The 25830-nt window shown below is 37.3% G+C and carries 17 protein-coding genes; all 17 read right to left on the reverse strand.

Going from position 1 to position 25830, the window contains the following annotated elements:
• Positions 1–113: 113 nt before the first annotated feature.
• Complete coding sequence (locus BLP54_RS11185; RefSeq protein WP_090169686.1) at positions 114–959, reverse strand: Rpn family recombination-promoting nuclease/putative transposase; 846 nt, start codon at positions 957–959, stop codon at positions 114–116.
• A gap of 163 nt (positions 960–1122) precedes the next feature.
• Positions 1123–12150: a ribonuclease E domain-containing protein gene (locus BLP54_RS11190; protein WP_090169688.1), complete on the reverse strand. Its 11028-nt coding sequence runs from the start codon at positions 12148–12150 to the stop codon at positions 1123–1125.
• 235 nt (positions 12151–12385) lie between these two features.
• Positions 12386–12997: a Fic/DOC family protein gene (locus BLP54_RS11195; RefSeq protein ID WP_090169689.1), complete on the reverse strand. Its 612-nt coding sequence runs from the start codon at positions 12995–12997 to the stop codon at positions 12386–12388.
• 4 nt (positions 12998–13001) lie between these two features.
• Positions 13002–13166, reverse strand: coding sequence for a hypothetical protein (locus BLP54_RS15880; RefSeq protein ID WP_155942184.1), 165 nt, complete (start codon positions 13164–13166; stop codon positions 13002–13004).
• Positions 13167–13255: 89 nt separating this feature from the next.
• A complete protein-coding gene (locus tag BLP54_RS11200; RefSeq protein ID WP_090169691.1) occupies positions 13256–13912 on the reverse strand; it encodes a response regulator transcription factor in 657 nt (218 codons plus the stop codon).
• Between the two features lie 217 nt (positions 13913–14129).
• A complete protein-coding gene (locus BLP54_RS11205) occupies positions 14130–14825 on the reverse strand; it encodes an ABC-2 family transporter permease (protein ID WP_090169693.1) in 696 nt (231 codons plus the stop codon).
• Positions 14822–15562 (reverse strand): lantibiotic immunity ABC transporter MutE/EpiE family permease subunit, encoded by a 741-nt coding sequence (locus BLP54_RS11210; protein WP_090169695.1) that lies wholly within the window; start codon positions 15560–15562, stop codon positions 14822–14824. Before BLP54_RS11210 ends, BLP54_RS11205 begins: the two co-directional genes overlap by 4 nt.
• Positions 15559–16260, reverse strand: coding sequence for a lantibiotic protection ABC transporter ATP-binding protein (locus BLP54_RS11215; protein WP_330386163.1), 702 nt, complete (start codon positions 16258–16260; stop codon positions 15559–15561). Before BLP54_RS11215 ends, BLP54_RS11210 begins: the two co-directional genes overlap by 4 nt.
• A gap of 125 nt (positions 16261–16385) precedes the next feature.
• Positions 16386–16562 carry a gallidermin/nisin family lantibiotic gene (locus BLP54_RS11220; protein WP_090169698.1) on the reverse strand — a complete coding sequence of 59 codons (177 nt, stop codon included), beginning with the start codon at positions 16560–16562 and terminating at the stop codon, positions 16386–16388.
• A gap of 72 nt (positions 16563–16634) precedes the next feature.
• Positions 16635–16811 (reverse strand): gallidermin/nisin family lantibiotic, encoded by a 177-nt coding sequence (locus tag BLP54_RS11225; RefSeq protein ID WP_090169700.1) that lies wholly within the window; start codon positions 16809–16811, stop codon positions 16635–16637.
• A gap of 73 nt (positions 16812–16884) precedes the next feature.
• The gene (locus BLP54_RS11230; protein ID WP_090169702.1) at positions 16885–17061 is read right to left on the reverse strand and encodes a gallidermin/nisin family lantibiotic; all 177 of its coding nucleotides are present in this window, start codon (positions 17059–17061) and stop codon (positions 16885–16887) included.
• A gap of 66 nt (positions 17062–17127) precedes the next feature.
• Positions 17128–17301: a gallidermin/nisin family lantibiotic gene (locus tag BLP54_RS11235; protein WP_090169704.1), complete on the reverse strand. Its 174-nt coding sequence runs from the start codon at positions 17299–17301 to the stop codon at positions 17128–17130.
• A gap of 130 nt (positions 17302–17431) precedes the next feature.
• On the reverse strand, positions 17432–18721 hold the full coding sequence (locus tag BLP54_RS11240) for a lanthionine synthetase C family protein (RefSeq protein ID WP_090169706.1): 1290 nt from the start codon (positions 18719–18721) through the stop codon (positions 17432–17434).
• Between the two features lie 4 nt (positions 18722–18725).
• The gene (locus BLP54_RS11245) at positions 18726–20528 is read right to left on the reverse strand and encodes an ABC transporter ATP-binding protein (RefSeq protein ID WP_090169708.1); all 1803 of its coding nucleotides are present in this window, start codon (positions 20526–20528) and stop codon (positions 18726–18728) included.
• Positions 20529–20538: 10 nt separating this feature from the next.
• Positions 20539–23556 (reverse strand): lantibiotic dehydratase, encoded by a 3018-nt coding sequence (locus BLP54_RS11250; protein ID WP_090169711.1) that lies wholly within the window; start codon positions 23554–23556, stop codon positions 20539–20541.
• 158 nt (positions 23557–23714) lie between these two features.
• Positions 23715–24434: a LytR/AlgR family response regulator transcription factor gene (locus tag BLP54_RS11255; RefSeq protein ID WP_090169713.1), complete on the reverse strand. Its 720-nt coding sequence runs from the start codon at positions 24432–24434 to the stop codon at positions 23715–23717.
• Between the two features lie 18 nt (positions 24435–24452).
• Positions 24453–25757, reverse strand: a complete 1305-nt coding sequence (locus tag BLP54_RS11260; RefSeq protein ID WP_090169716.1) for a sensor histidine kinase — start codon at positions 25755–25757, stop codon at positions 24453–24455.
• Positions 25758–25830 lie beyond the last annotated feature (73 nt).

Here is a 25830-nt window from a genome sequence, read left to right on the forward strand (position 1 = left end):
TACTTTTTCTTTATTTTAGCAGTTCTTATCTATAATTGCATAAAATCCACATTTTTTTCTTTTTTACCGCAACAATAAAAAACACCCTAGGTCTCAAAACCCAGGGTGACTATTTATTCTTTTTCAGCTAACTGGCGCTTTAACTCAGCAATTATAGCATCTTTCTCTTCTAATTCTGCTTTTGCTTCATCCAATGCTTCCGTAAGATTTTGTCTACTAATCAGCTCTTCCTCTCTCCAAAAGCATTGTTCTCTGATAAGCTCATCCCCTGTTAGATAATGGAGAGTTTCTGTTGCATCAGCTATTATAGGATTTTCTTTAGCTAGCATATAAATCTCCTCCCAACACTTCGCACTGAACAACTTCGCCCAGTGATCTATTTTATATTCCTTATCCTCATCAGTTGCTAGTTCTATCTGCTTTAAGTCTAACACCGATATGGTGAATTTGTCACTATAGATTCTTCCATTTTTAACATTCTTCATCTTATAGGTCGAATAAAACTCTAGTGCATCCTCAAACAGTGTAAAATCAAGGATTCCTATTTGATGTACAGGGCGAATATTAATATATTTCCCACCCTTAGCAATCTCTGCAAATTCTCTTCCTAGATATGCAAGTGATCTTTCTGGCCAATTATGCTCATTCACAACCTGCATTTCAAGTTCTATTATAGAGGAATTGTTCAATAACACCTTAATATCCAAAACAAACTGCTTCTCACTAATTGATTGTCCTAGAATTATTGAATTCTCGATTGTAGCACTTTGGATAGTATCCGGCTTTAGATGCAACAACGCACCTATTAATCCTTTTAACACATTGTTATTTTCCTGTAAAAGCGCTTTAAATAAATAATCGTTTGTCATAGGAATCTCCAATGGTGTGTCACCAGATGGATATCCGTCAGGTATCACAAAACAAGTTTCTTCTTCAATATTGAATTTTTTCTTTGTCATATTACCTCCGCTAATATGACACAAATCAAATGGGATTATAAAACGAAAAAAACGAAAAAAGACTTTGTATTTATATCATAATTTTTTTCCCTTTTCAACTTATTAATTTCTTCTTACAAAAAACAGAGGCAGCCATTGGCTGCCTCCATCAATTTTAAATCAACTATTTAATTGTGACTGGAATATGTGGTGACTCATTAATTCTTTTCAGGTCTGCATTGTTCAAATAATAACCGACAACGTAGTAATAATATGTCTTACCGCTTGTCAGGTTAGTATTTGTAAACTGCTTAGAGGTCATGTTAGTAGGTACTATAGCCACTATAGTTCCATCACCTGAAGATGTCTCAGCTCTATAGATGTAGTAGAGCGTAGCATCACCATAGTTATCCCACTTAATTGTAGCAGATTGAGCCGAATCGCTTGTTACAGTGATATCTGTGCTAGCCACACCAGTTGGTACATTAAGTGTGCTAATTACCCCTTTATTCTGGTTTCCATTTACAAAGGCTCGAACCTGTACTCGGTAGTTTGAACTACTTGTTAAGCCAGTAAACTTGTGTGTAGTGTCAGAACCATATTTCTTAATAGGTGTTGTGTAGCAATCAATATAATTACCACTGCTGTTCATCTTCTGGAGCATCAGCTCTGTTCCTGTAGAATAGATTTCCTGATTCCACTTAACTGTCGCTGTGGTTCCTGTGTTCTCGATTATTCCAAGTCCAGTGATGCTTCCAAGCACGATATCAAAGACTTCTGTTCTTGAAGCAGCAGCAATATTTTTATTACCTTCTACACGTTTAATAGTCATTAAACCTACATTCTCAATATTGCCATTAGGATTACTCTCATTGTAATCAATAGTGTAATCCTTATCCTTTGTCAAATCATACCTCTGCTTAGCAAGCGATCTAAGGTTTGTAGACTCAATGTAAGCAACAATTGAAGGCTTAACCTTTCTACCAGTATATCTCTGCTTGATAGAATAGAGAACCTTTACGTTATTAGCGTTTAGATTTACTGGCACAATCTCGTATTCACCCTCAACCTGTCCCTTCTTCTCAGCACTGTCTCCAATCTGATAAGACAGTCTGACTTTGAATGTACCTGGTGTCTTGAAGTAATCCTTCTCTATTGCTTCAAAGTTAGAAAGATCTCTTTCATTAAACTCTGTATATGGTTCTCCGCTACCCTTTGATATCTCTGTCTTAGTAACTGTAGCAGTAGATATACTTGGCTTAAAGTCTGGAATAATGTTAAATCCAGTATAGGTGTAGGAAGACTCAAGATTCTTAATTCTTACATCATCAGCATTAAACTCTACACTGTATCTTACTTCCTTCTCACCTGTCCAATATGGAGCCACACCTGTATAGGTTACATATCCGCCTAATGAATACTCGTCGTTTTCATTAATTCTCCTATGCCCTGTAGCAGTATATGCCGCCTTTTCTGTAGCTGTATCCTCATGCTTCAGTGCCAGTTCCTTACTTACGCCTCGTCTATCTGGAGCAAAGAACAGATAAATCTCTGGCTCGCCATAGGTAATATACGTTCCTGTGTACTGCTGGATAGGCTCATTTATCATAACAAAGGTATCATCACTCTCATCCGCAGTGTCATGAGTGTCCAGATAATAAGTAACAGCATCACCTATGTCACCATATATGATGAAGTTCTTTGTTACTACATTCTCCTTCAAGGCATAGTTATTGATACCCGTTATTATAATGCTGGCTTCACCTGGATAGATGTTGTCCTTGTACTCTATAGTGTAATCTATATCTTCCTTAAGCTCCTTAGATCCTGCCTTTACTAAAATATCAGGCGTCTGCTCTGTTCCATCATATTCATATCTATTATCATTATGCTGATTCTTGAAAGTGACCGTAAAGGTCTTTTCATCAAATTTATCTGGTATTAAGATGTAGCGAATGTGGAACGCCGCACTGTTCTTAGGAACATAATAATTTCCTATGCCAGAACTTATCGCTTCAGATGCAGCTGTGTTACTAGCCTCTGTATCCTCAGTAGCTGAAACCTTAAACTCGATTTTCACATCACAGTAAGTATCAAGCTCGTACTTCTTAGACACATCATTATATTTAAATGTGGAAGCCTTATTAGCATTGCTAATAGTATCACTATTGATAGGCTGCAAATCAGCATCATTATTAATGATGTTATTGGTTGATAATGTCTTATCTGTGACGGTAACCGTAGGTACAAATTCCTCTCCATCATATTTGACATAGTAGTAGCCTATATAATCTTTGTAATCGTCAGATGGAATCAGCTTTGTATCATAGAGATACTTCTTTGCAGTTTCTTCTGTTAATCTGGCAATCTTAGTACCTGATAGTGCAAACTCCAATACCTCTGTACCTGCTGCACTTCCATCGCTTGTGGCCTTCATAGGATTCTCATTAGTAAAGGCACCTATTCCTGGCAGCTTTTCATTATGGGTATATGCTTTTGCATTTACTCCTTTTCGGGTAATACTATACTTCTGCTTGATAGTTCCACAGTAATCACCCTTACCTGTGATAATTACATATTTATATCCAGCATTAGTAACAGCATCCTCATTACCAGCTTCATCCGTAAATGACACATCATAATGAGTACCTCTAGCAAGGGTAGCCGCACCATTCTTATCTCGAACAGTTACCGTTGGCTTTTGGTTTTGACCATTGTATTCAAAGGTAAGCTGATATGCATCTTCTGCAGTACTTGGATCATAGTCATAATCCTCTTTTGCTTTAAAATGAATCTTCCATTCCTGATTATTAATATTCTTACCAATGTTGTATGGAATATTAATGCTATCCTTATAATCACCCAAACCTTCGATAATTACATATGGCGAACCATCAGCTATATCTGCGTTCTGTGTTGCAGTACCATTTCTCCTCCAACCGGCAGAGCCTGCACCACTATTGTTCTGTGGTGTTACCTTATAATCTACATTTTCAACAAGCTCTTTACCCTGAGACTCCTCTGTCGTACCATCAGCATTAGTGGTAACCACTATAGCGCCCTTGTCGTAGATTGTAATGCTAGGCTTATTATTAGGATATTCTGGTGAATTAATCTTAGGTACATCATCTATCGATATCTTTAATCCATTAGCATCTGACGAATCTTCAACTTCATACTTAGGGTTCGTTGTGCTGCTAGTACTTGGCACATAACAATCTTCCCAATTCTTAGGATAGAACTTGCTATCTGCTGACTTATAGTAGTAATGGAAGTTGTTTGAGAGAGACCTTGGTGTTATCTCAAATGTCTCCTCTCTTTGACCTTCGCAGTTGTTCTTTCCTGCAATTTCGATTGTATATACACCAGTATTATATATTTTGCCATCTGGATAGTGTTTACCATCCTTATCAGTGATAGTTACCTCATAATCATAATTCTTAGAGGTATCTAATGTTGAATATGCACCCTTTTGTGTCAGTGGAACATTAAATGTCTTACCTGTCTTAGGGTTTGTATAAGGTATTGTAAGCTTTACAACGTTGGATACGTCGATAGCTCCACCTGTGTATTCTGCTGTTCTCTGGGCAATAGTAACAGAGCCACTACTAATATCACGCTTGTTGATATTGAATGACGCAACTGTTTGATTAATTATATTTCCAGAAGAACCTGGCACAATTCTAAAGTAAGGTGCTCCGGAATTCACTATATTTGTTTCAGCCTTTTCCTTAGCAGTGTAATTATTAGTCCAATCCTGTGCCTTCCAATCACCACTGGTAACATTGCCTTTTTCTTCCAACAGCTGACGTCTTACACCCTTAGAATCCTTGCAGTATAAAGCATATGTTGGTCTTACTGTTGCATAACCCTTGTCTGGATCATTTTGATCAACATCATCTGGATTAATATAATATCCATTATATGTTGCATCACTTATTTCAATTTCAATCCTAGCAATGTCCTTTGAATCTGTTAAATCCAATGGTTTAATTCTAAATGTTAGATTCGTTGTAAATGCAGGGCATGCATATGAGCCAAGACCTGTAATTCTTACACCTGACGAATTGCTATCAGACGCCCTGGTATTGTCAGTATAAGAAACACGATAGTCTGTTCCTTGTACTAGGTCTATTTTACCTGTAGCGGTAGGGATATAACCTTTTACCGCAGGTTCTATAGGACCACCTGTATATCGTAAATCCGAAACATCATCAACAAACTCAAATGTAGCCTTGGTCTTCAGTGACACCTCAGTAATATAGAAGTTCTTAGTCAAACTTGTATCTGATCTTACAAGCTCCGTATCCTTCGGAAGCACTGTAACAGGATGCTCTCCTATATTTGTAAATGACTTATCACTGTCCTTAATCTTGACTAATTCAGTTCCATGTCCTCCTGCATCATAGAGATATAAGTCACCTAAATCTTTTACTGTGACTCTTACTCTCTTTTCCATATCAAAAGGATCACCTGTATACTCTACGCTCTCCTCTAATTGCGTATTGTTACTTGGATTGATAAAGTCCATAGTAGCTGTAGAAAGGTTATATTTTACCCAGAATTCAAGTGTTTTAACGGAATCCGCTGAATAATACTTGCTATTTGCTGTAGCGCTAACCTTTACATTATAATAACCAGCTTTAACTACTTCTGTAGGTGCAGGGTTTACAAAATCAGAATCTGTTTTATAAGTTTTGTATTCATATGATATTTCATAATCTGTACCCTTAGTACCTAAAATTCCCTTTATTACAGGCTGAATAGAATCTACACCGGTCTTACCTGTGTAATCATAAACAGAAGGATTCATGCTCAGCGCCGCATTCGATAAATTATCCAGGAAGCATACAGTATTACCCGTTTCATCCTTAACAGATGTTGCCGTTCCTCTACAAATATACTGACCCTCTACAGAAAGTGTATCATCTGGGCCTGCCTTTCCTGTCCTGTCTCTCTTAATTGTAAATACATCCTCAGTTGACCCTTTTATCAACAAAGTGGTAGCTAAAGTCTTATCATAATCTCCACCTGGTGCTGACTTATACTTAATTACAGGACGAATGTTATGCTGTGTTTCCTGCGTTAATGTATATTTGGATTCCTCCATATAAACTCTTGATAATCCATCTGATGAACTATTAGAGCTTATATCAAGATAAATTGTAAATGGTACGGCACAGTATCCGCTATAAGTGCCTCTTCCTTCTATGAAGATATAGTTCGATTCATAAGAAGGAATAAACAGTGGCTTACCATCATCCGAATAAGCCGATGGCTCAAGAATACTCTTATAGTTTTTTCTTAAAGCAGCATTAATTTCATCAATCTTACTTTGACTGGTATCTGTTACCAGTACATAATCCTCAGTTACCTTTAATTCCTTGCCGTCTATTCCCGGTTCCTTCACTGTAAGAGTAAGACTCTTGTTACTGATTGAATTAGCAATATCCGTAATACTATATGTAGACGCTGTATACTTTAAAGGACTCAGTGTACCAACAAATGACGAAATGTCATTTGCCACTATTTTATAGTTAATCTTAATTGTGTCCTGCACATAGTTAGTGTTAGTAATCTTGATTTCAAGCTTATATTCATCAATGCTTGTGTAATCAGCATTAGCTGGACTAGAAGTTGTTATTGTGTAGTCAACATCTTCTGTTAATATCGTATCCCCATCTGCAGCTTTTATTACTATATCTGGAACATGCTTGTCCCCATCATATAAGTAATTCTCATCAGCTGTGAACGTATATGGGAATTCAGACGCTGTAGTATTAGGAACAGTTGTAATTGTAGGATCAGAATTACCTGATGTAAGTGGCAATATAGCTGTATCTGGATCCGTTGCTTTTCTCTTAATATATACCTTTACCAAACCCTGTCTAATTGTAAATGTTAACTCTCTAGGGTCAGTAAAGTTACCTACACCATGAATTGCCTTAGAATATGAATTACTTACATCATTATTTCCATCTAATTTAAATGGATCTGGGCTATAGTCTCCTGCCTTCAATACATAATTTGTCGCGTCATTATTTGTAGATCCACTCTGTAAATATCCCTCAATAGTAACTGGAATATCACCACCATAATAATCGTAATATGCAGTATGAGTGGTATATACCTTATGGCTTGCACTTTCGAGCTTTGCAAAGCTTACAGGCTTAATCATGTACTTGATTTCACGGACTCCGCCTTCTTCACTACAATAATAGCCCGCAGGTGTCGCACTTGGACTAATAGAAAGTGTAACAGTATTATAGTTTGGCTCATCATTACCTGCGGCTCTAGAACGGAAAATATCCTTATCTGCTGCAGGCGCACCAAATAGACTACTGTTAGCAGTCACTGTAATACCTGTTACATCTTGTGCATTATTATTTGCAGTATAACCAGGAGTATTATCTAAATCTACTGCTGAGATTGGCTCTCTGGCTGTAGCTTCGTTAATGAAGATTTCTTTACCATTGCTCCATTTTAGTCTAACCATAGGAGCATGCTGTCTCCACTCTGTAACAAATACTTGTCCACCATCTGTCTTAGTATCAAAGACATCTGATGCATCATACCAGTTAGAGATCTTCACATTGGCGTCCTTAATATCCAAGCCGACAGTATATTCTTTTCCTTCAATTTTACCTGTGTACTTACCAATAAAATTGATATTAAACTTCTTAATTCCCGCTGTCGTAGGGGAATCCACATAATCAATAGTATAATCTGTGCCTAATTGTAAAACAGAATTATCACTCTTCTTTTTTATTTCAAGGTTTGTTAATGCAAAAGTTGCAGCTACAGGATATGAATATGCTTTATCATACTTTATTTCAACATTGGATTCATTCAGTTCATATTTTTCAACCTTGAAGTATACCCTTGCTTCATTTCCTGCATAATTTCCCAAGCCCCATACATAAAGGTATGGAGATGCGTCTCTAGTGGTACTACTAGTTAAATCATAACTATTTACTTGAACCGTATTTTCGTATCTATAATTGTAGTCAGTAAGATACCTCAAATCTTCAGACATGCCCACTATTCCTACAGTTATCGGGGCCTTATACTTGTTACCTGTGTAATATACCTTTAAATCATCACAAGTATAGTTCCACAAAGTTTTGCCGTTTGACGTGTCTTTATCATGTAGTTTTGCGTCTTTATCAGTTATCTTAATCCTATACTCGTCATTGTTTGCTGAAATACTGAAAGTAAGCCTTTGTGTTCCTGTTAAATTGTTCTTACCTTCAATAAGCACATACGCTTTATCTGCTTCTGCAGAACCTGATGGTGAAATATTCTGATGCCAAGAAACTGCATAGTTTTCCTTACCACCATTTTTCTCATCGTTAATGTCAATTGTCTGGCCATTTATTGTGACCATAACTTCTGGTGTCTTTTCTTTTCCATCATATTTTTGTGTCTCGATAGTAGCTGCAGGAGCGTTATTGACCTTAAAATATGCACGCCAATTAGAAGCAGTCGTTCCATTTGTTGCTGCTTCAATAGTAAATCTATTCTTTGTGCTTTCGTAGGAGCCAGTGAAATTGCCTGAACTACCAGCACCTGTTAATGCTTTAATTACATAGCTGGCTACACCTACATTGTAGTTATTCGAATAAACAACCTCATAGTCCACTCCTTCTCTCAAAACCTCAACGCCAGAACCTATTTGTACCGTAAGCTCTTGGTTGGTATCATCAGGAGTACTTGTTGTAAGAGTAACCTTATCACCCGTAAATGTTTTCTTCGTCGTTGTATTTCTGTCCGCAGGAGTGACTTTTATATAGTTTGTATTTGATAGAGGCAACTGATTAATCTTAAATGACGCAACAATATCCTTAGCATTTGGATAATAATAGTTATCTCCATCACCACTTTCCTTCATTCTAGCTGTAGGAGAAATCTTAATATATTTCGTTCCTACATTCTTAGTCATAGCTTGCTGACAGTCTTTATCGTCATGGAAGGTGACTTTATAATAAGTTTCATCATCGTTGTGTGGAATACGTCCCTCACCAGGAATCCATAAATATGCATCTGGCGTTGAATCAGTTCCATTATATAAACGACTGTAACCTGTATCCTCACCATCTTTTGCCATTTCATCATCTGAAATATAGACTCTGGCATCCATCAAATAATCAGCTACAATTTTATAATCTGCAGAGACATTTGTTCCTGATTCAAAATTGTTGCCCTTTCCTGTTAGCGTAAGTGTGTAGTCACCTATATCCTTTCGCCATACTGTAGGTAAGGTATATTCTGATGGGTCAACAATAATGCTTCCTAACTTTACAATAAAATGCGCAGTATCATCTTCTGTAAATGGTTTAGAACCGGCCTTTAGTTCAATAGTGTTTCCTGTGTGTGAAAATTCTTCTACAGTTTTTCCACTCTTCCATTCGATAGTTGTATCTCTTAATGACTTTTTCTTTATATTAAAAGTAAGAGAAATCTCGCCTGTGTAGCCACTTGTAGTCGTATCCATTGCAAAAGTTATTTTATGCTGACCAGCAGAAACACCTGCAACTCCACCTGCGGAAACAGCAGTTATTGTTGGTGTACATGTATCTCGATTTACAATACTATTTGAAAGTGTTTCTCCTGTATCAATATTGTAGAATTGAACTTCTTTCCATCCATTATTATCATCAGGTGTAAGTTGAACTGGAGCTCCTGAGTACGAAAGATTATTCAATCTTGTAAAGTTATCATTTACCTTTACACCTACAATATCCTGAATCTTATTTCCAGTTTTAGTCAAAGTTGTATTTACTGTACCTGTAAAATTGCCATGGCCTTCGATTTTTACGTCATAGAGAATGCCCGTTGAAGTAATACTTGTATTTGTAACTGTAAGTGAGTAATCATTTGTCTGGCTATTAAGAACATAAACAGGCGCAGGTGTTTGGCCAGTCGTTTCAACCTTTGCTATTTCCCCATTCTCAATGGTTATAGCTGCATTTGTGAACATGGCAGCTGTAAGTGTTATTGGTGTAATAGTAAAATACTTTATAAATGTGTAATTACCATACTTCACAGTTACCTTTGCTTTTTGATCAGCCGTTGATGCATTCTGATTGTTCTCATATGTTTTACTAACATTCAGCGTTGTTGACCCAATTTTGGCTACAACATTAACTGTAATTGGTGATCCTGTATAAGTAATAGAAGGAGACTCCTCTCCATCCAAAGTTATATCTACTACGGAAATTGCTGCATAAATAGGCGAACCATTACCATACGCTGCTGTGATATACGCAGTTCCTGAACTATTACATACTATTGCACCTGTTGAATCTATTGAAACTACTGAAGGCGCTGACGATGTCCATGTAATAATTCTTTCTGAACCATTAGAAAGAGTGGCTGTAAAAGTATCTTCATCACCCATTCCGTATATATATGTAGTTGCTGTACCTTCTGTTATTCCTGCACTAGGTGCTTTACTTCCACTAGCATCTCCATTTGTAGGGGCAATGCTGGTAATAGTAGTTGAATCACTTATAGATGTCTGTGTTTCGATACAACCGTCTGCTACAAATATTCCCTTATAGGAGGTTTTTTCAGTCCAAAGACTTGTATTATCCTTTCCGTAGGTAGTAAAGTCCTGATTTATTCCATAACCTATTTCACCACCATCAAGAGCAATTACATATACGCCATATGTATTACCCTGTAAAACATATGCATTATCATTGCTTGAAACACCTAAATCACAGTCAACAGTGTATTCATACCGTCCCTCTACTGTTTGTACTTCTACTAACTTGTTCTCAACAATACTAGTACCAGATTCAAGATCATTTTTATTCTTTAGATTCTTAAAACTTGTAATTCTAAAACTATATATGTCACCTGGATCACTTACTTTAAAGCAGAATTTAACCTTATTAACTCTTGTATAATTTGCCGTGCCTTCTGCAAAATAACCAACCATACCATATTGAGATACATTGTAGATATCTATAAATGTAGCTCCTGATATCGTTCCAACTACATAGTCAGTAAAGTGTTCTGCTTCAAACGAAACATCCTCACCCTCTACTACACTTTCAAGCTCTGTAGGGGAGTCATTATCTTCTAAACGATATACAACAATTTCTTCCTCTTCACTTAGATTTGAAATCTGATTAATATTTGCAAATGTTACATCTACAGCATTTCCATCGTCATCTGGTTGATATTTGTCTCCACCACGTCTGTAAATATCAATATCAAATACTTCTAATGCAGTAAACGAGCCTTCTTCTATGCTTTCATTGATAATGTCATTGGCCTTTTTTAATGGCTTGCTAAAAATAGTTACTTTAGCACCACGAGGAATCAAACCAGATACTGTTACTGTTACTCCATGAACAGTCTTTTCGAATGTCTGATAAATCAGCCTCTCATCCTCATACAGACAGTCGTGGCAAATACCATTCTCATCCAGCTGGCAAGTCTCAGTTATCTCTTCACCACAGTTCTTGCATCTCTTAATGTGAGTACCGTCGTTATTAGAAATGTATTCCCACTCATGCTCGCATTCTTCTTCCTGCACATAACCGCAGTGGATACACTTTCCATCCTCATTAAAAGTACAATCCTCTGTACTTTCCTCACCACACTTAGAGCATTTCTTCACATGAGTACCATCATTATTTGAAACGTACTCCCATTCGTGCTCGCATTCTTCCTCTTCGTCTTCTTTATCCTTCTCTTCGTCCTCTTCTTCCTCGTCCTCTTCTTCCTCGTCCTCTTCAACTTCTTCGTCAGTTTCTTCTATATCTTCATCTGGGGTTTCTTCATCTATTACAGGGGTATCCTCTGGGGATATTTCTTCATCACTAACAGACACAGGTTCTTCTGTGTTTTCAATCTCTGGCTGTGGCTCTTCTGACACAGTGATATCCTCAACCGGCTCTTCTATTGAAGAGTCTTCAGCTGACTGCACCTCTTCTACTGCTGCATCTTCTTCGACTACAGGTTCCTCTTCTGCATGAACATGAGCCTGCTCTACCTGACCACAGTGATCGCAGTATCCATCTCCTTCTCCAACTGGTTGAAGTATGTTGGCTGCATAAGTCTGGTCATCCACATACTCCGAGCAGTGATTTTCTTCTGTCGCTATTACAAACACATCATTCCAGATAGTTGTTCCCAGCAACAGAACTGTGAGCGTAAACGCCACTAATCTTTTGATTGCGTTTAAGTTCTCTCTCATAGGCCAATTCCCCTTTACATGAAAAACCCCATATTCCATGTCTTTCTTGAAATTTAGCAGCTTTCTGGGATATTTTTGCACGCAAAAATAAACGCAGATATACTACTACACTTTCAATATCGGCTGTAATTATTATTAATTTTATAATGTTAAGGGGTATTAACTATGAAATTTCTATGAATAAAGTATGAGGGAATGGCTTTAATTCAACCATTCCCTCTTAATAGACTATCATTTACATTTCTACCAGACATATATACAGCAATTCCTCAAAAGGCTCGTAGTTCAACACCGCTGATTCCTTGCTGGCAAGTATCATGTCATTCTTTGTAGTTTTTGAAAAATCAATATCAAAGGTCTTACTGTTTTTGCAAACATACTCGATGTACACACGCTGGGCTCTTCCATTGCCCTCTCGGAATGGATGAATCATATTTATCTCACCGATTAGGTAAGCCAAGCGCTTTGCCATTACCTCTTTATCGTGTACATCCTGAAGGTACTCATTATTTATGAGCCACTCCTGAACCTTTTTAAATTCTATCTCTATAAACTGAGTAAGGCAGAAAATCGTGCCTTTTGAAATGTCGACTGTGCGAATCTTTCCCGCCCAGTCGTATATATCTTGAAACAAGTACCTGTGAATGGCGCATAGGTGGTCTAAAGAAAAATCGCCAGGAATTGGATGCTTCACAAGCTCAAAGTATCTGGCAGAGCTAAGCTCCTGCTCCACCTTGAACAGTTCATCCTTGTCGTGAATATCAAGTTTGTTCTTGAGAATGTGAGTATGTGGATAACAGTACTGGCCGTTATCTTCGTACTCATAACGGTAATATTCATCCATCATAGGCTTATCCTACTGAAACATATCTGGATGTAATCTCTCGAACTACATCTTCCACATCTACCTTATCTTCAATTATCATTCTCCCACGCTCAATCTCCTCAGCAGTGAGAATCATATCCTCCATAGCAAAGGATGCCTGTACACTAGCGATCTTCTCGTCTGTAGACATTAGTCTCTCCTTAGTTATCGGCTTAAAATCAGTTATTAATTATTGGCCTTAAGTAAAACCTGACCTATCCTTTATTTATTTTCATTATATCACATACATTCTTCGTAATTCCAGCGATATCCCAACCCCCAAATGGTTTCTATTGGGTTCACCGCTACTTCCTTGCACTTCTTGCGAATAGAATAGATATACTCTGTTATTGTTTCTATCTGAGTATCCTTTTCCAAATCATAAATGAAATCATAAATATGATCCTTGGTAAAAGTCTGTTCCGAATTCTTTGCCAGAGTCTTACAGATGCGATACTCATTTCTGGTCATGTATATCCATTTATTATTAATACAAACCTTGTATTCCTGATTGCTGAATAAAACTCCGGAATAATTTTCTACCTGACAGGAATTTTTTTGTACCAGCCACTTTACCTTTGTAAGAAGCTCCTTCTTACGTATTGGCATGAATATATAATCTCTAACTCCTGCATCACCACACTCCTGAAGTTCATCCACGTCCTCTTCTCGAACGATTGCAATTATTTTGCAATCAAATGTGTTAATCAAATCCTTGTAATAGATGTCTGCTCCTTCTTCTGGGATTTCAGACAGAATCAAATCAATCTTCTTTTTCTTAAGATGGTCATACTCATAAGAACGTAGCACCTCAACTTCATATCCATCTGGTATTAGCCAGGTATACATTTCTTTTTCTAAATCTAAATCTTCTCCGACAATCAAAATCTTCTCCATATGCTGATCTCCTATTCTTGTTATTACCCACAATGTTTCTTTTGTTCGTTACATTTAGACTAGTCGTTTACAGTAATAACCTTATCAAAGGGACCTGCCATATTTACGTTATTGACGGAAGTAACACGTTTATTGCCTTCAATTGTATTTTTTTACACTATTCTATGCATCTAACTCCAACCTTTTACCGTTTGTTCCAGTATAATTTGTCGTTTTATCACTTCTTTCTTCCTTCCCAGCGCTGAAACCACGCACTAAAGAGTGCAGTTGTAATGAGAATCAACATTACGCATTTGCCCCAGAAAAGAAGCTGTTTATTCCAGGTTTGATTTACGACATCACTCTTCCACTCCATTGCCCAGGCTGTAGGTAAGTATCTCCAACCTCCAACAATGGTGATGTTGCTATACATTACAGACTGCAACACTTCAAGTGCAGCAAAGAACATGGAAAGGGCAACGCCAAACTTCAAATTCACCCACAAGTGGAACAGAATACTGATTACAGATAATATTGCTTCACCTATGATAAATAAAAGGATGTCTTTTCCTGTCAAGGCAATTCCTGTTTGAATTCCCACTGCTGCAAAAGTAAGAATTAAACGTATTGTTTCTATTGCCCACACCATGAACGTAAGAGAGAGAAACATCATTATTCTCCTCCGTACTGACAGAAGCTGATACATATTTGCCATCTGTTCCTCTGGATTTATAAGGAAAAATACGGTCAGTCCATGGAGTAATGGAAGGAATACCCCATAAACCTCGTATAACAGCTGTAACCTCTCTCCCAATGGTTTCCAGGCATATATCAGGTTGTATAAAACAAACATGCTAATAATACCAATGGTTGTTATTGCAAGATACCAAATGAATGGCGTACGTCTTAATTTGATTATCTGTGCTTGTATCATCTACTCTTTACCCTCTTCTCAAAAAATCCTCTGTTATATAATTTAGATTCCCAAATAGATAAAGCAGGGAATACCACTAACGACAATGCCACTGCAATTAAAACTGTAAGATTAACTCCCTGTGGCGCAATGTAATCGCCTGATACTTTGATACCCGCGAGTGCTTCGATTGCCTTTGGTCCATAGCTGTACGGACAAATTACCCAAAGAGGTGTGTCTGCCACAAATGCTGGAAGCATAATATTCAATACCACATGTACACATAATAAAATATAGATGTTCATGTATCTGCTTAGCAATAAGCAAGCAGGAACCATCCAAAGACTACAAATATAAAGGATTAAGTAGCTTCCTACTGCAACTCCATAGGAAATGCGTAATACTCCAAGAAAGAATGTTGAAACTACAGATACCACTGCCATTGCTAAATATACCCAAAACAGTTTTACAGAAAGAGCTGCGATTCCTGCATTTCTAAACCTGTAAAGATCGATTGGATAGGTGTAAAGCATCTTGTCATTTCCAGATTTTTTATTCTGGCGTTCATGTTCAGAGCAAAATAGTGCTGTTAATGCTGGAATCATAAATGTAGACCACCAATACAATTCGAAAGTTTGAATATTTAATGAGCCTGCCATCAAGAAACATAAAATTACGTTAATGACTGGTGCTAAAAATATAAAGTAACTTAGTATTGTTCTTCGTGTCTTGATTGTTTCTGCGATTACATAATTCATCCTACTAACCTCCTATTTTTTGTGTACTCCATGAAAATAGCATTTAAATCATCCTCAGGTGTAATCATTCCCTGATATACTACATGTCCTTCTGAAATAATGCCTACTGCGTCTGCTATCATCTGAACCTCACTTAAGATATGGCTGGACATAATAATAGAAATACCCTGCTTTGAAAAGCTTCTCAGCAATTCACGTAGCTCTTCAATACCGTAAGGGTCCAATCCATTAGTAGGTTCATCCAAAATAAGAAGCTTTGGATCATTTAGTAAAGCTAAAGCAATACCAAGTCTCTGCTTCATTCCAAGAGAAAAATCTCCTGCCTTCTTGTTGCCAGTTTTTGCAATTCCTGTAATCTCAAGCTTCTCCTGAATACGTTCCTTAGGTACTCCTAAAAGCTTTGCCTTCACCAACATGTTCTCATATGCTGTCAGGTTAGGATAAATTGGAGGCATCTCAATTAATGCTCCTATATCGGCTAGAGCCTTTCTTGTCCATGGCTTTTCATCATAATATATTGTTCCGCTGGTTGGCTTCGCAATTCCTGTAATCATTTTTAATATTGTCGATTTTCCTGCTCCATTTGGTCCCAGCAATCCATAAATCTTTCCTTCTGGAATTTCCAGATTCACATTTTCAACGGCTGTAAAGCCAAAATACTTTTTTGTTAGATTTTCTGTTCTTAAAATCATCTGTATCTCCTCCTTATTTACGTCTATCTTAAAATCTAATTCTAAAGATTTTCTAAAGATTTAAATTGAATTTTCATTTTCAAAAAAAGGCTAATCAGTAAAAACTACTGATTAGCCTTTCCTGTTTACGATTAACCAACATGAACTGAGCAGTTACATGTAGCTGACGATCCAGCGCAGCCCATCAATAAACCTGTTACACAACCTGGTGTGCAAAGTGACTTACTTGTGATCTTTACGTCTGCCTTCTTTGTGTCATCCTTTGATACTGTTACATCAAGATTGAAATCGTTGTTGAATTTTTCCATTTTTTGTTCTCCTTTTTCTGATTAATATTTTTAGTTTTGTTTTTTTAGTTACTTGTTAGTTAGTATTTCCGATTATCCTACATGAACTGAGCAGTTACATGTAGCTGACGATCCAGCACAGCCCATTAATAAACCTGTTACACAACCTGGTGTGCAAAGTGACTTACTTGTGATCTTTACGTCTGCCTTCTTTGCGTCGTCCTTTGATACTGTTACATCAAGATTGAAATCGTTGTTGAATTTTTCCATTTTTTTGTTCTCCTTTTTTCTGATAAATTTTTGTGTTTTTGTTTTTAAGTTATTTGTTAGTTACTATTTTTGATTATCCAACATGAACTGAGCAGTTGCATGTAGCTGTCTTATTGTTACAGCCCATTAATACACCTGTTACACAGCCTGGTGTGCAAAGTGACTTACTTGTAATCTTTACATCTGCCTTCTTTGTGTCGTCCTTTGATACTGTTACATCAAGATTGAAATCGTTGTTGAATTTTTCCATTTTTTTGTTCTCCTTTTTTCTAATAATATTTTTGTTATTAAGTTACTTGTTAGTTCGTATTTACGATTACTTGGTATATACTGTGTCGCTGCCTGAAGGGCACTTATGACAACCCATTAAAATTCCTGTTGGACAGCCTGGTGTACAAAGTGATATGCTTTTGAACTGCACATCTGCGCTTTTTGTATTATCCTTTGATACTGTTAAATCAAGATCAAAGTCGTTTTTTAATTTTGCCATTGGTTTTCCTCCTTTCTATTTTTTTCTTTTTATCTATATTTATTTGTCGCTTTCCTTATCGACAAGAGAAATATAACAAGCAATTCTCAAGAAAATATCAAGATTAAAATTTATTTTTAAAATTTTTTATTTATAATCCAAAAGCACTTTGGTATACACCTCTTCCACTTCCATCATCCTGCAATGCCAAGACTATCCCCGTACTTCCGTTTAAAAGTCCTGGTTCATGATAATCTCTGAAATCTTTCAGCTCTGGACTATACTCATGATCACAGAATCCGAAAGGAAGCCTCTTATCGAAGGTATCTAAAATTAATTTTTCCAAGACGTCACATTCTTCCTGTAAAAAATACTGTCCCACTACATTTTGTGAAGCCTTAGCAATCTGTAAAAGACCAGAATAGCCATGACAAAAGGTTGGTGCAAAATTTGCATCTCGCTTCTGAATTGCTTTCTTCATGTTATCCATAGCCATAAGTCTAATATCTGCATCTGTTACTACATCGGTAGCCTGAAGCAATCCGTAACATATTCCAGGAGCACCATAGCACCATGCATCTCTACGGAAAAAGTCACCTTCTCCAGGATTAGCTTTTCCTGCCATAACAGCGTCATATTCCTCTGAAGACAACTGCCCTTTCCAAATGAAGCGGTCATCCTCAAGAATTTTAAATTTTTCATAGTAATCCATAATCAACTTGATGGCTTCCAGCTGTCCTGGACGCTTGATGCCTTTTTTATAAGCCTTCGCTAATACTCCCAATACACCTGCAATGCCATGGGCATACCCTGAATTATATGCACCGTGAGGATACATGATTCGTTCATCATCGCTAAAGAGATATTGTGGTGGCACTAGCCATCCTCCTTCCCCTAAAGTAAAATGAATTAACGCATCTACAAATCCCTCGGCTGTATGATAAATAACATCGTCATCCAAATGTAAAAGCAGATAGCTGGTTATACCAGCAAGACCAGAAATAATGTCATATCCAACGATTGCTTTTGCATCTACTCTGGCAATTAATCCCTTAGAATTACCTGCAATTGCGCCATTAATGGTCTTAAGTGCGTTCTCGTAACCCCCTGTTTTTTGTGCCAGTGATGTAATAGCCAATCCCAAACCAGCCATTCCATTGTGTAGACTTAGATCTGGATAGCCATCTCTATTACACTGCTCTACTGCCTTTGCGATAAAGTCTTTTGCCACCTTCTCCATTCTGTCATCCTCTGCTTCATCCAGCAGCTGAGAAAATACCAGGCTTATGCCTGGAAGACCAGCGCAAAGTGAGCGATGGTCCCAGGGTATAACCTCTCCCAAGGCACTGCGGCTATTGGCTGGATCCTCCATTAATGCCTTCATTTCCTCGTAATTCATAAGCTTTTCAACTGTTATTTTTACAACTTCGTTTTTATCCATTTAATTAACCTGCCTCTGCATAGTTTTCTGCTTCATACATATCCTGATATACCTTGCAGCGTTCAATTAACTGGTCGTGGGTTCCTACATCAACCACGTGCCCCTGCTGCATTACCACTATTTCGTCTGCCTTCTTTGCTGCACACAAACGATGCGAAATGTAAATACCCATTTTGTCCTCAGACAGTCTGAAGAAACGGTCAAAGGCATCCTTTTCTGACAAAGTATCAAGCGCTGCATTTGGTTCATCCAACATGTAGCAGTCTGCATCCTTCATATAGATACGAGAAAGTGCCACCTTCTGCCACTGTCCCTGAGAAAGCTCTCGGCCATTTTCAAACCAGTTGCCCAACTGCATCTGTAAGTTTGCATTGCCATCCTCTCCCTCTAGGAAAGGTGTGCCCACCTTCTTTAAGGATTCTCTGATTTGTTCCTCACTATCCATGTTTCTAATATCACCAAAGCCAACATTTTCCTTTAATGATAATTCGTATTTTACAAAGTCCTGGAATAATACTGATATACGTTGATAGTAGCTTGCAGTATCAAGAGCCGTACTTTTAACTCCGTTGATCTTAATATCTCCTTTTTCTGGTCGATAAAGACCTACCATCAGCTTTAACAATGTACTCTTACCAGAACCGTTAGGTCCCACAATAGCGATGCGCTTACCCTTCTTAAACTTTAAATTTATATCTTCAAGTGCATTGTGCTCGCCATCGTAAGAGTAACTTACATGATTCATTGAAATTTCCTGAATGGTGTCATCTATTGGTGTTACTTCAGACTGCTCCTTGTGGTTTTCTTTTAAAAAATCCTCCAGCATCTGCATGTAAAGCGAGCAGCTGTAAATAATATATAATCCTGTCATGATGCCTCTGGATTCACTCTGTACCATTGATACAGAACGAATAATACTCATTACATTACCTACCAATATGTGTCCTAAATAAGCATCTACTACTGATAATCCAATTACTATTCCACTTAAGAGATAGATGGCAATACCATAAAGCACGTTGAAGAAGGTTTTCTGATTAAGGATTGTTTTATTCTGTACTACAAATCCATCAGAAGCCTCCTTGAACTTTTCAAGGATATAATCACTTATGTTTAATACCTTCATTTCCTTAAATGAAAAATCATGTGTCATAAGATGGTTGTAATACCATAATTTTCTCTCGCCACTGGCGCGGTTCCACATGATATCAAATTCCTTCTGACCAATACGTAAGTAGTACAATACAGCCAAAACTGGAATTATTAACATGCCAAGTGCTGCAAATGGCTTCCACATCACAAGAATAGTGAGCACAGACACTAAAGACATTGTTGAGGTAAATATAGATATTACCGCCATAAACATCTGGTACGGTTTATAGCCTATCTCTGTTGTAAGCTTCTCTACCTTGTCATAAGTGTGTGCCTGCTCGAAATTCTTCAGTTCCATCTTGGAACACTCGCTCATCATGCGGTGTTGAAGTCCATATTGTAATTTGTATTGATAGATGGAGGTCACATATGATGTGACCTCAGATAAGAGATAGGATAAAACGTTGTATCCTATGAATGCTCCCACCAGAATTAGCGTACGCTGCATCGAGCAATTTGCTACATCTACAATTGAGTTAATCAAACCCTGTGTAATCAGTATGCTGACCACCGGCAATACACCTGACAGCAAACTGAAAAACACTAGAAAGCTAAATAATTTTTTATCTACTGAGGATAAAATATCTATTGTTCCAGGCAACTGCTTCATTGCCTTTAAAATATCCCCAAATGTTACTTTTTTTTGTTCCTCCATTTTCTTTCTCCTATGCAATTTCTTCCTGAGCTTGTGTCAGTTGATATTTCTTGGCGTGTAGAATGCCCTCGGCATAACACATAGCCTTAGCTTCTGCCTCGCGATCAATGCCCATCATGCGATTGCAGTGCAGATGGAGTACGCTGTATAAAATTTCCTTTTTCTTCTCATAACCCAGCTTCTCCAATTGTTCTCTATACTGGTAGATTGCGTGATTTCTCATATCAATAACTGGCATCACAGCTGCGTTTTCACCTGAACGTAACCCTTGCCAATTTTGTTCTATATCGCACAATTTCAGCATCTCATTTTTATCTTTTTTAAAGGCACCCAGGTGGGTAGCTACGTGAAACTGTTCAAGGAAATCCAGTTGCTCGTCAACTGTATCAAAAAATTCTTGCGTATATCTTAAAACTGATATTACTGTCATGGTGAAGGCATCCAACTTTGTCCGTCCCATCCTGTGAAGCAACAGTAAGTTTTCTACTACACTACTGTCCGCAACAAATAATTGCTCCGCGTATGGTATAAGAGCTGTTCCTCCATATCTTTCTGTCTCCTGCTCATATATTCCGATGGAATAATCTCCCACCAGATTCTGTGCCATCAGTCGATTGAACCAAGCGAGAATTTCTGGCATTGCTCGGTATAGATTCTCTGACTGACCTCCAAAACGGATTCGTAAATGCGTACGCACATCTACATATCTCATGAAGAAGTGGCTTATACCATGTTCTTCCTCCATCTTTTTGGCAAACTCCTTCAGCTCCATGGTAATCATTTCCTCTTCACGAGATTGTTTACAATAAACCTTGAAATACAACCACTGCTGCAATGGTGTTTTCAGATAGGTCTCCCTTGCCAGAACTTCCTTTTCCGGTATGGAAACTGGAGTCATTAACTTTTCTCGTTTCGTTATATTGGCAATAATTTCCATGGTATGTGGGCCATCCCCCATAGCAAGCTCTTCATGACCACTGGTTTCTACAGTTAAGGAACTAAGTGGATCTTTCCTAAAGATATCGTAGAGAGTCTTCATTCCCCATGGGTTTGAAGTATCCAACTGTATCTTGTTGTCTGTTTGCACCAGACGAATCTTTGTTGGTATATGATGTTTTGCTGCATATTTTTCATATACCTCTGCGAATTTTTCCTCCGTCAATCCCTTAAGTGGCAGGCCCATCTGTTGAGCTGATAAATTCCAACACTCTCTGGTAACGCAGATATCTTTATAGAATAAGGCTGGTATATGATTGCAATCTTTGAAGAGTCGATTCCAAGGATAGTCAAACCATGTATATGCATCATCATTATGAATTTCCAGCAAGAAACGATATACGTTTGGATAGAGCATCTTGTTAAACATGTTGCTGCTTCCAAAGCGAATAATCTCACCTGTCTTAATATGCTTCGCATAGAATCGGTTGTTCCAAACACCAACAACGATATCCTCTACTCTAATCTCCTTATCCTGCTGCACCCAAGGGCCCATGACGTAATCTCTTCCAGTGCATGATCGACACACATTTCCATGTCGTGTATCTGCAGGCAAGAACTGAATCTCACAGGATTTCTCACCCTCTCTTTCCACACGGTCTTGAATGTTTGTCAACATTTCACGTATACGAGAATCATGAATGGAAAATCTTCCCAGGGTACTTCCTCCAATAGGTGAGCCACCACTGCCGTTATACTCCAGTCGGTATGTACCATCCTGTTCCGTCAAATTGAAATATAAATCAAAGGAATCAAAGGTTTTATTTGGTTCCACATCACCCAGAAGCTCAATTAATCCTGGATCATCCAGTCGAATCTCTTTTCCATTTTCGATTGCGTTTTCATACAGCATGGTCAGGTACTTTCTCACTGCTTCATCTGTAGTTGAACTAATATTATTAACTGTCTGATAATCCGTAGGATTGGTATAACCGTATGGAGCGCCTAACCCGATGGTTGCATCCATCATCTCTAACACCGGCACTTCTCGGTCCATTCCATACTTCTCTATAAATCGATTTCGATACTGTTCCAATACTCTATGATCTATACTGCACTTTGCAGATAATGCTGCAAAAAAGTTAGCTAAATCTTCAATTTGAGTTTTCATGTCATATCCAAGAACGACTCCGTTATCCTGTAATATGGTATCTACCTGAAGACATTCATCACTATCATATAAATTATGCATCTTCTCCTGAAGCTCTTCATATATGTCTATGCCCTCTCCGATGTCGGTATCTTCATATTCCTCATATCCTGATACGATATCCTCCAACGCATTAACATCACCAATACCGTACTTCTTGCATGTCTCCAGCAAATAGTGCATAGGTTTTGTTTCATCCAAGGTAGGTCGTAAAACAGATACCAAAATATGATTTTCTACCAATTCCGTCAGATAACGATCGATAACTTCATCTCCTACATCAATGTAGATGTCTCGAATGGCTTTAACCAAGGTTTCGTATGGAGTATATTCAGTTGCATAGTTTTCTACGATTTCAAATACTCGTGTGCTTCGAATACTTTTCTCATCCGCTGAATCTTCGTTGGTATAAATCAATGTGATTCGATTACCATCATGTGCGGCTGCTCCTGTTATTTTCCATGCCAGCTTCTTGGTATATTCTCGCTCCAATTGCTCAACGTAACCATACAACCATTTGGCATCTGGAAGGATGTGCTTTTCGCTGGTATGTTGAACATCAGCAAGGCTTCCTTCCTTTTCAAAGCTTCCAACACCAACTCCTGCAAATAATCCAAAAGGTGTTGTTCTTCGAGTTGCTCTGGCGTAATACTTGTAGACAGAAGTTAATACCTCCCTTCGAGCTTTCTTGGAAAATGTCTCTGGTTCCTTTACTAGCAAGCACATGCTTTCATAAAGTCCTCGGCTGGCGATTCTCACCTTTTCAAGAAATTTTTTATCGGAACACAGTTCCAATAATCCTTCGTCAGTTTCCTTCATCTCCGCAGGAGACAATGGTGTGCGATAGATATAATTCTTTTCGCAGTTATAAATTTTTTTCATGATTTATTCTCTCCTAGTATTTTTTTACTGTTTTTATGTTATGGATGCAGTTTAACGAAGAATTATCAAGAAATTATCAAGCTCCAAAAAAATTTTTTAATAAAAAAAAGACACTGCTTTCGCAATGTCTTTTCTATACTTTATTCCATATTACAAATTTAAAAACCCTTTGTTCTTGCCAGATAATCTGAATATCCGTCACAGAAGGTTTTATACTTCTGTCTGCTAATCATAACAGATTCACCGTCCTGAAGAATCACATCTGTATGGCTAAAGGAATCTATGTATTTCATATTTACCAAAAATGATTTATGACATCTAAAGAAAAACTTTGGAGAAACTCTCTCTTCTATTGCAGACAAAGTCTCGTTGCATTCTATTGCATCATCCTTGTTTATACAATGAATAATACTCTTTTTTCCATTTCCCTCTACAAAGGAAATCTGATTTTCTTTAATGTAATGGTTAACACCCTCCGCCTTTATTGCAAGAGTATTGTCACTGTTCAAGCTGTTATAGTAATCATCCATTGCCGAATACAGCTTTTCCTTGTTAATTGGCTTCACCAAAAATCTAAAGGCTGCAACCTCAAAGGTATCATAAACTATACTAGTGTAACTACTAAGGAATATTATGGTAACTTCGGAATTTATCTTTCGAATTTCTCTGGCAATGCTCATACCATCCTTACCTTTGTTTTCAAATTGATAATCAAGAAAAATAAGATCAAAATCTGTTACTTCTTTTAGCAGACTCTCACCGCTTTCAAACTGCTTGGCAGTGTAGTCCACATCTTTTGCCATACAATAATCAAAAAGTGCCTTATCAGTTTCTTTTCTCATGAATTCTGAATCATCACATATTGCAACTCTAATCATAATAATTCTCCCATCCTGCTAGTCAAATACGAATGTTATCTTCGAACTAAAGCGCCCATTATCAAAATTGATTTGCATATTTCCATTGTATTTTTCCGCCACTTTTTCAATATTCTGTAATCCAAAGCCATGGATTGTTTTCTCTTCCTTAGTGGTTGCAATCTTATTGCTGTTTATGATACATACATCACCACTAGGATTATCTGTGCATAAAACCCACATCTTCTTCTTTAATATAGAATTAATATGGATTGTCTTTTCTCCATCAATCTTCTCACAGGCTTCGATGGCGTTGTCCAAAACGTTGGAAAGCACCACAACCATGTCTACATCCTTAACTTTTTCCGCTGGTATAAAGCCCTCAAAAACAATATTAGTATTGTACTGTGCCGCCTTTGTATCCTTGGCACTTAAGATGGCATCAGCCATGAAATTTCCTGTATCGTACTTTGGTCTAAGCTGAGCACAAATCTCCTGCATTTCTTCAATATAAGAAGATGCCTTTTCGTTTTTACCCTCGTTTATCATTACATGCAAAACAATAAGTAAATTCTTTATATCATGTCTGAATTTCTTCGTCTGATTATCCTTCTCGATAAGTTCGTTATAATAATCAGTGGTCTGTTTCATCTGGTCTTCAAGAAGAAAATTTATGTCCTCAAGAAAATTCTTTTTCTCTGTTATAACTATTACCTTTATAATCAGCAAAACCGTTGAAACAACCACTATTCCCATTATTATTCTGATAAATGTTTCAAACTCATCAGATCTGAATATCAAAGCTTCCAATATACCTATTGTAAATAAGATAATAATTAAGTGGATATGGTCGATGGATGACAAATCTGCTATCCAAATTTTAAAGATATTTCTCTTTCTAAGCATCAACAGAATTAAAGAAACTATCAAAAAAAATACTGCGCCAATTATTTCCGTTAAATGACTATATTCATATGGAATTGTCCACACTCTGTCAAATATTAATGAAATGTTATAACCAATAAAAGAAGTCAACTCTACAAAGAAAGCAATAATTGTTAAATTTTTAGGTTTCAGGTCGTAAAAAGAACTGAGAAGAACTCCCGATTTAAAGAATACAAGAACAGTAAAAAACATAGCTGCTACCATTGAACTACTGTCTTCTACCACCACATACATATACCCAACCAATATTAATAGATATACCAGTAACTTAGCTGCAAAATCCCATATTCTAAACTTTTTAGGTGCTATATTTAGGAAATGCTTTACTAATATATTTACATTACAAAGCTCCAATAAACTCCAAATAATAATTATTATGATTCCTACTAAGTGTGTCATTTTTCTCCCAATCAACCTGATGTAACATTTTTAAAATCTTGGTAATTATTGTATAACAATTTTCGTAATTTTT

This window comes from Pseudobutyrivibrio sp. 49 (genome assembly GCF_900100545.1).
Taxonomy (GTDB): Bacteria; Bacillota; Clostridia; order Lachnospirales; family Lachnospiraceae; genus Pseudobutyrivibrio.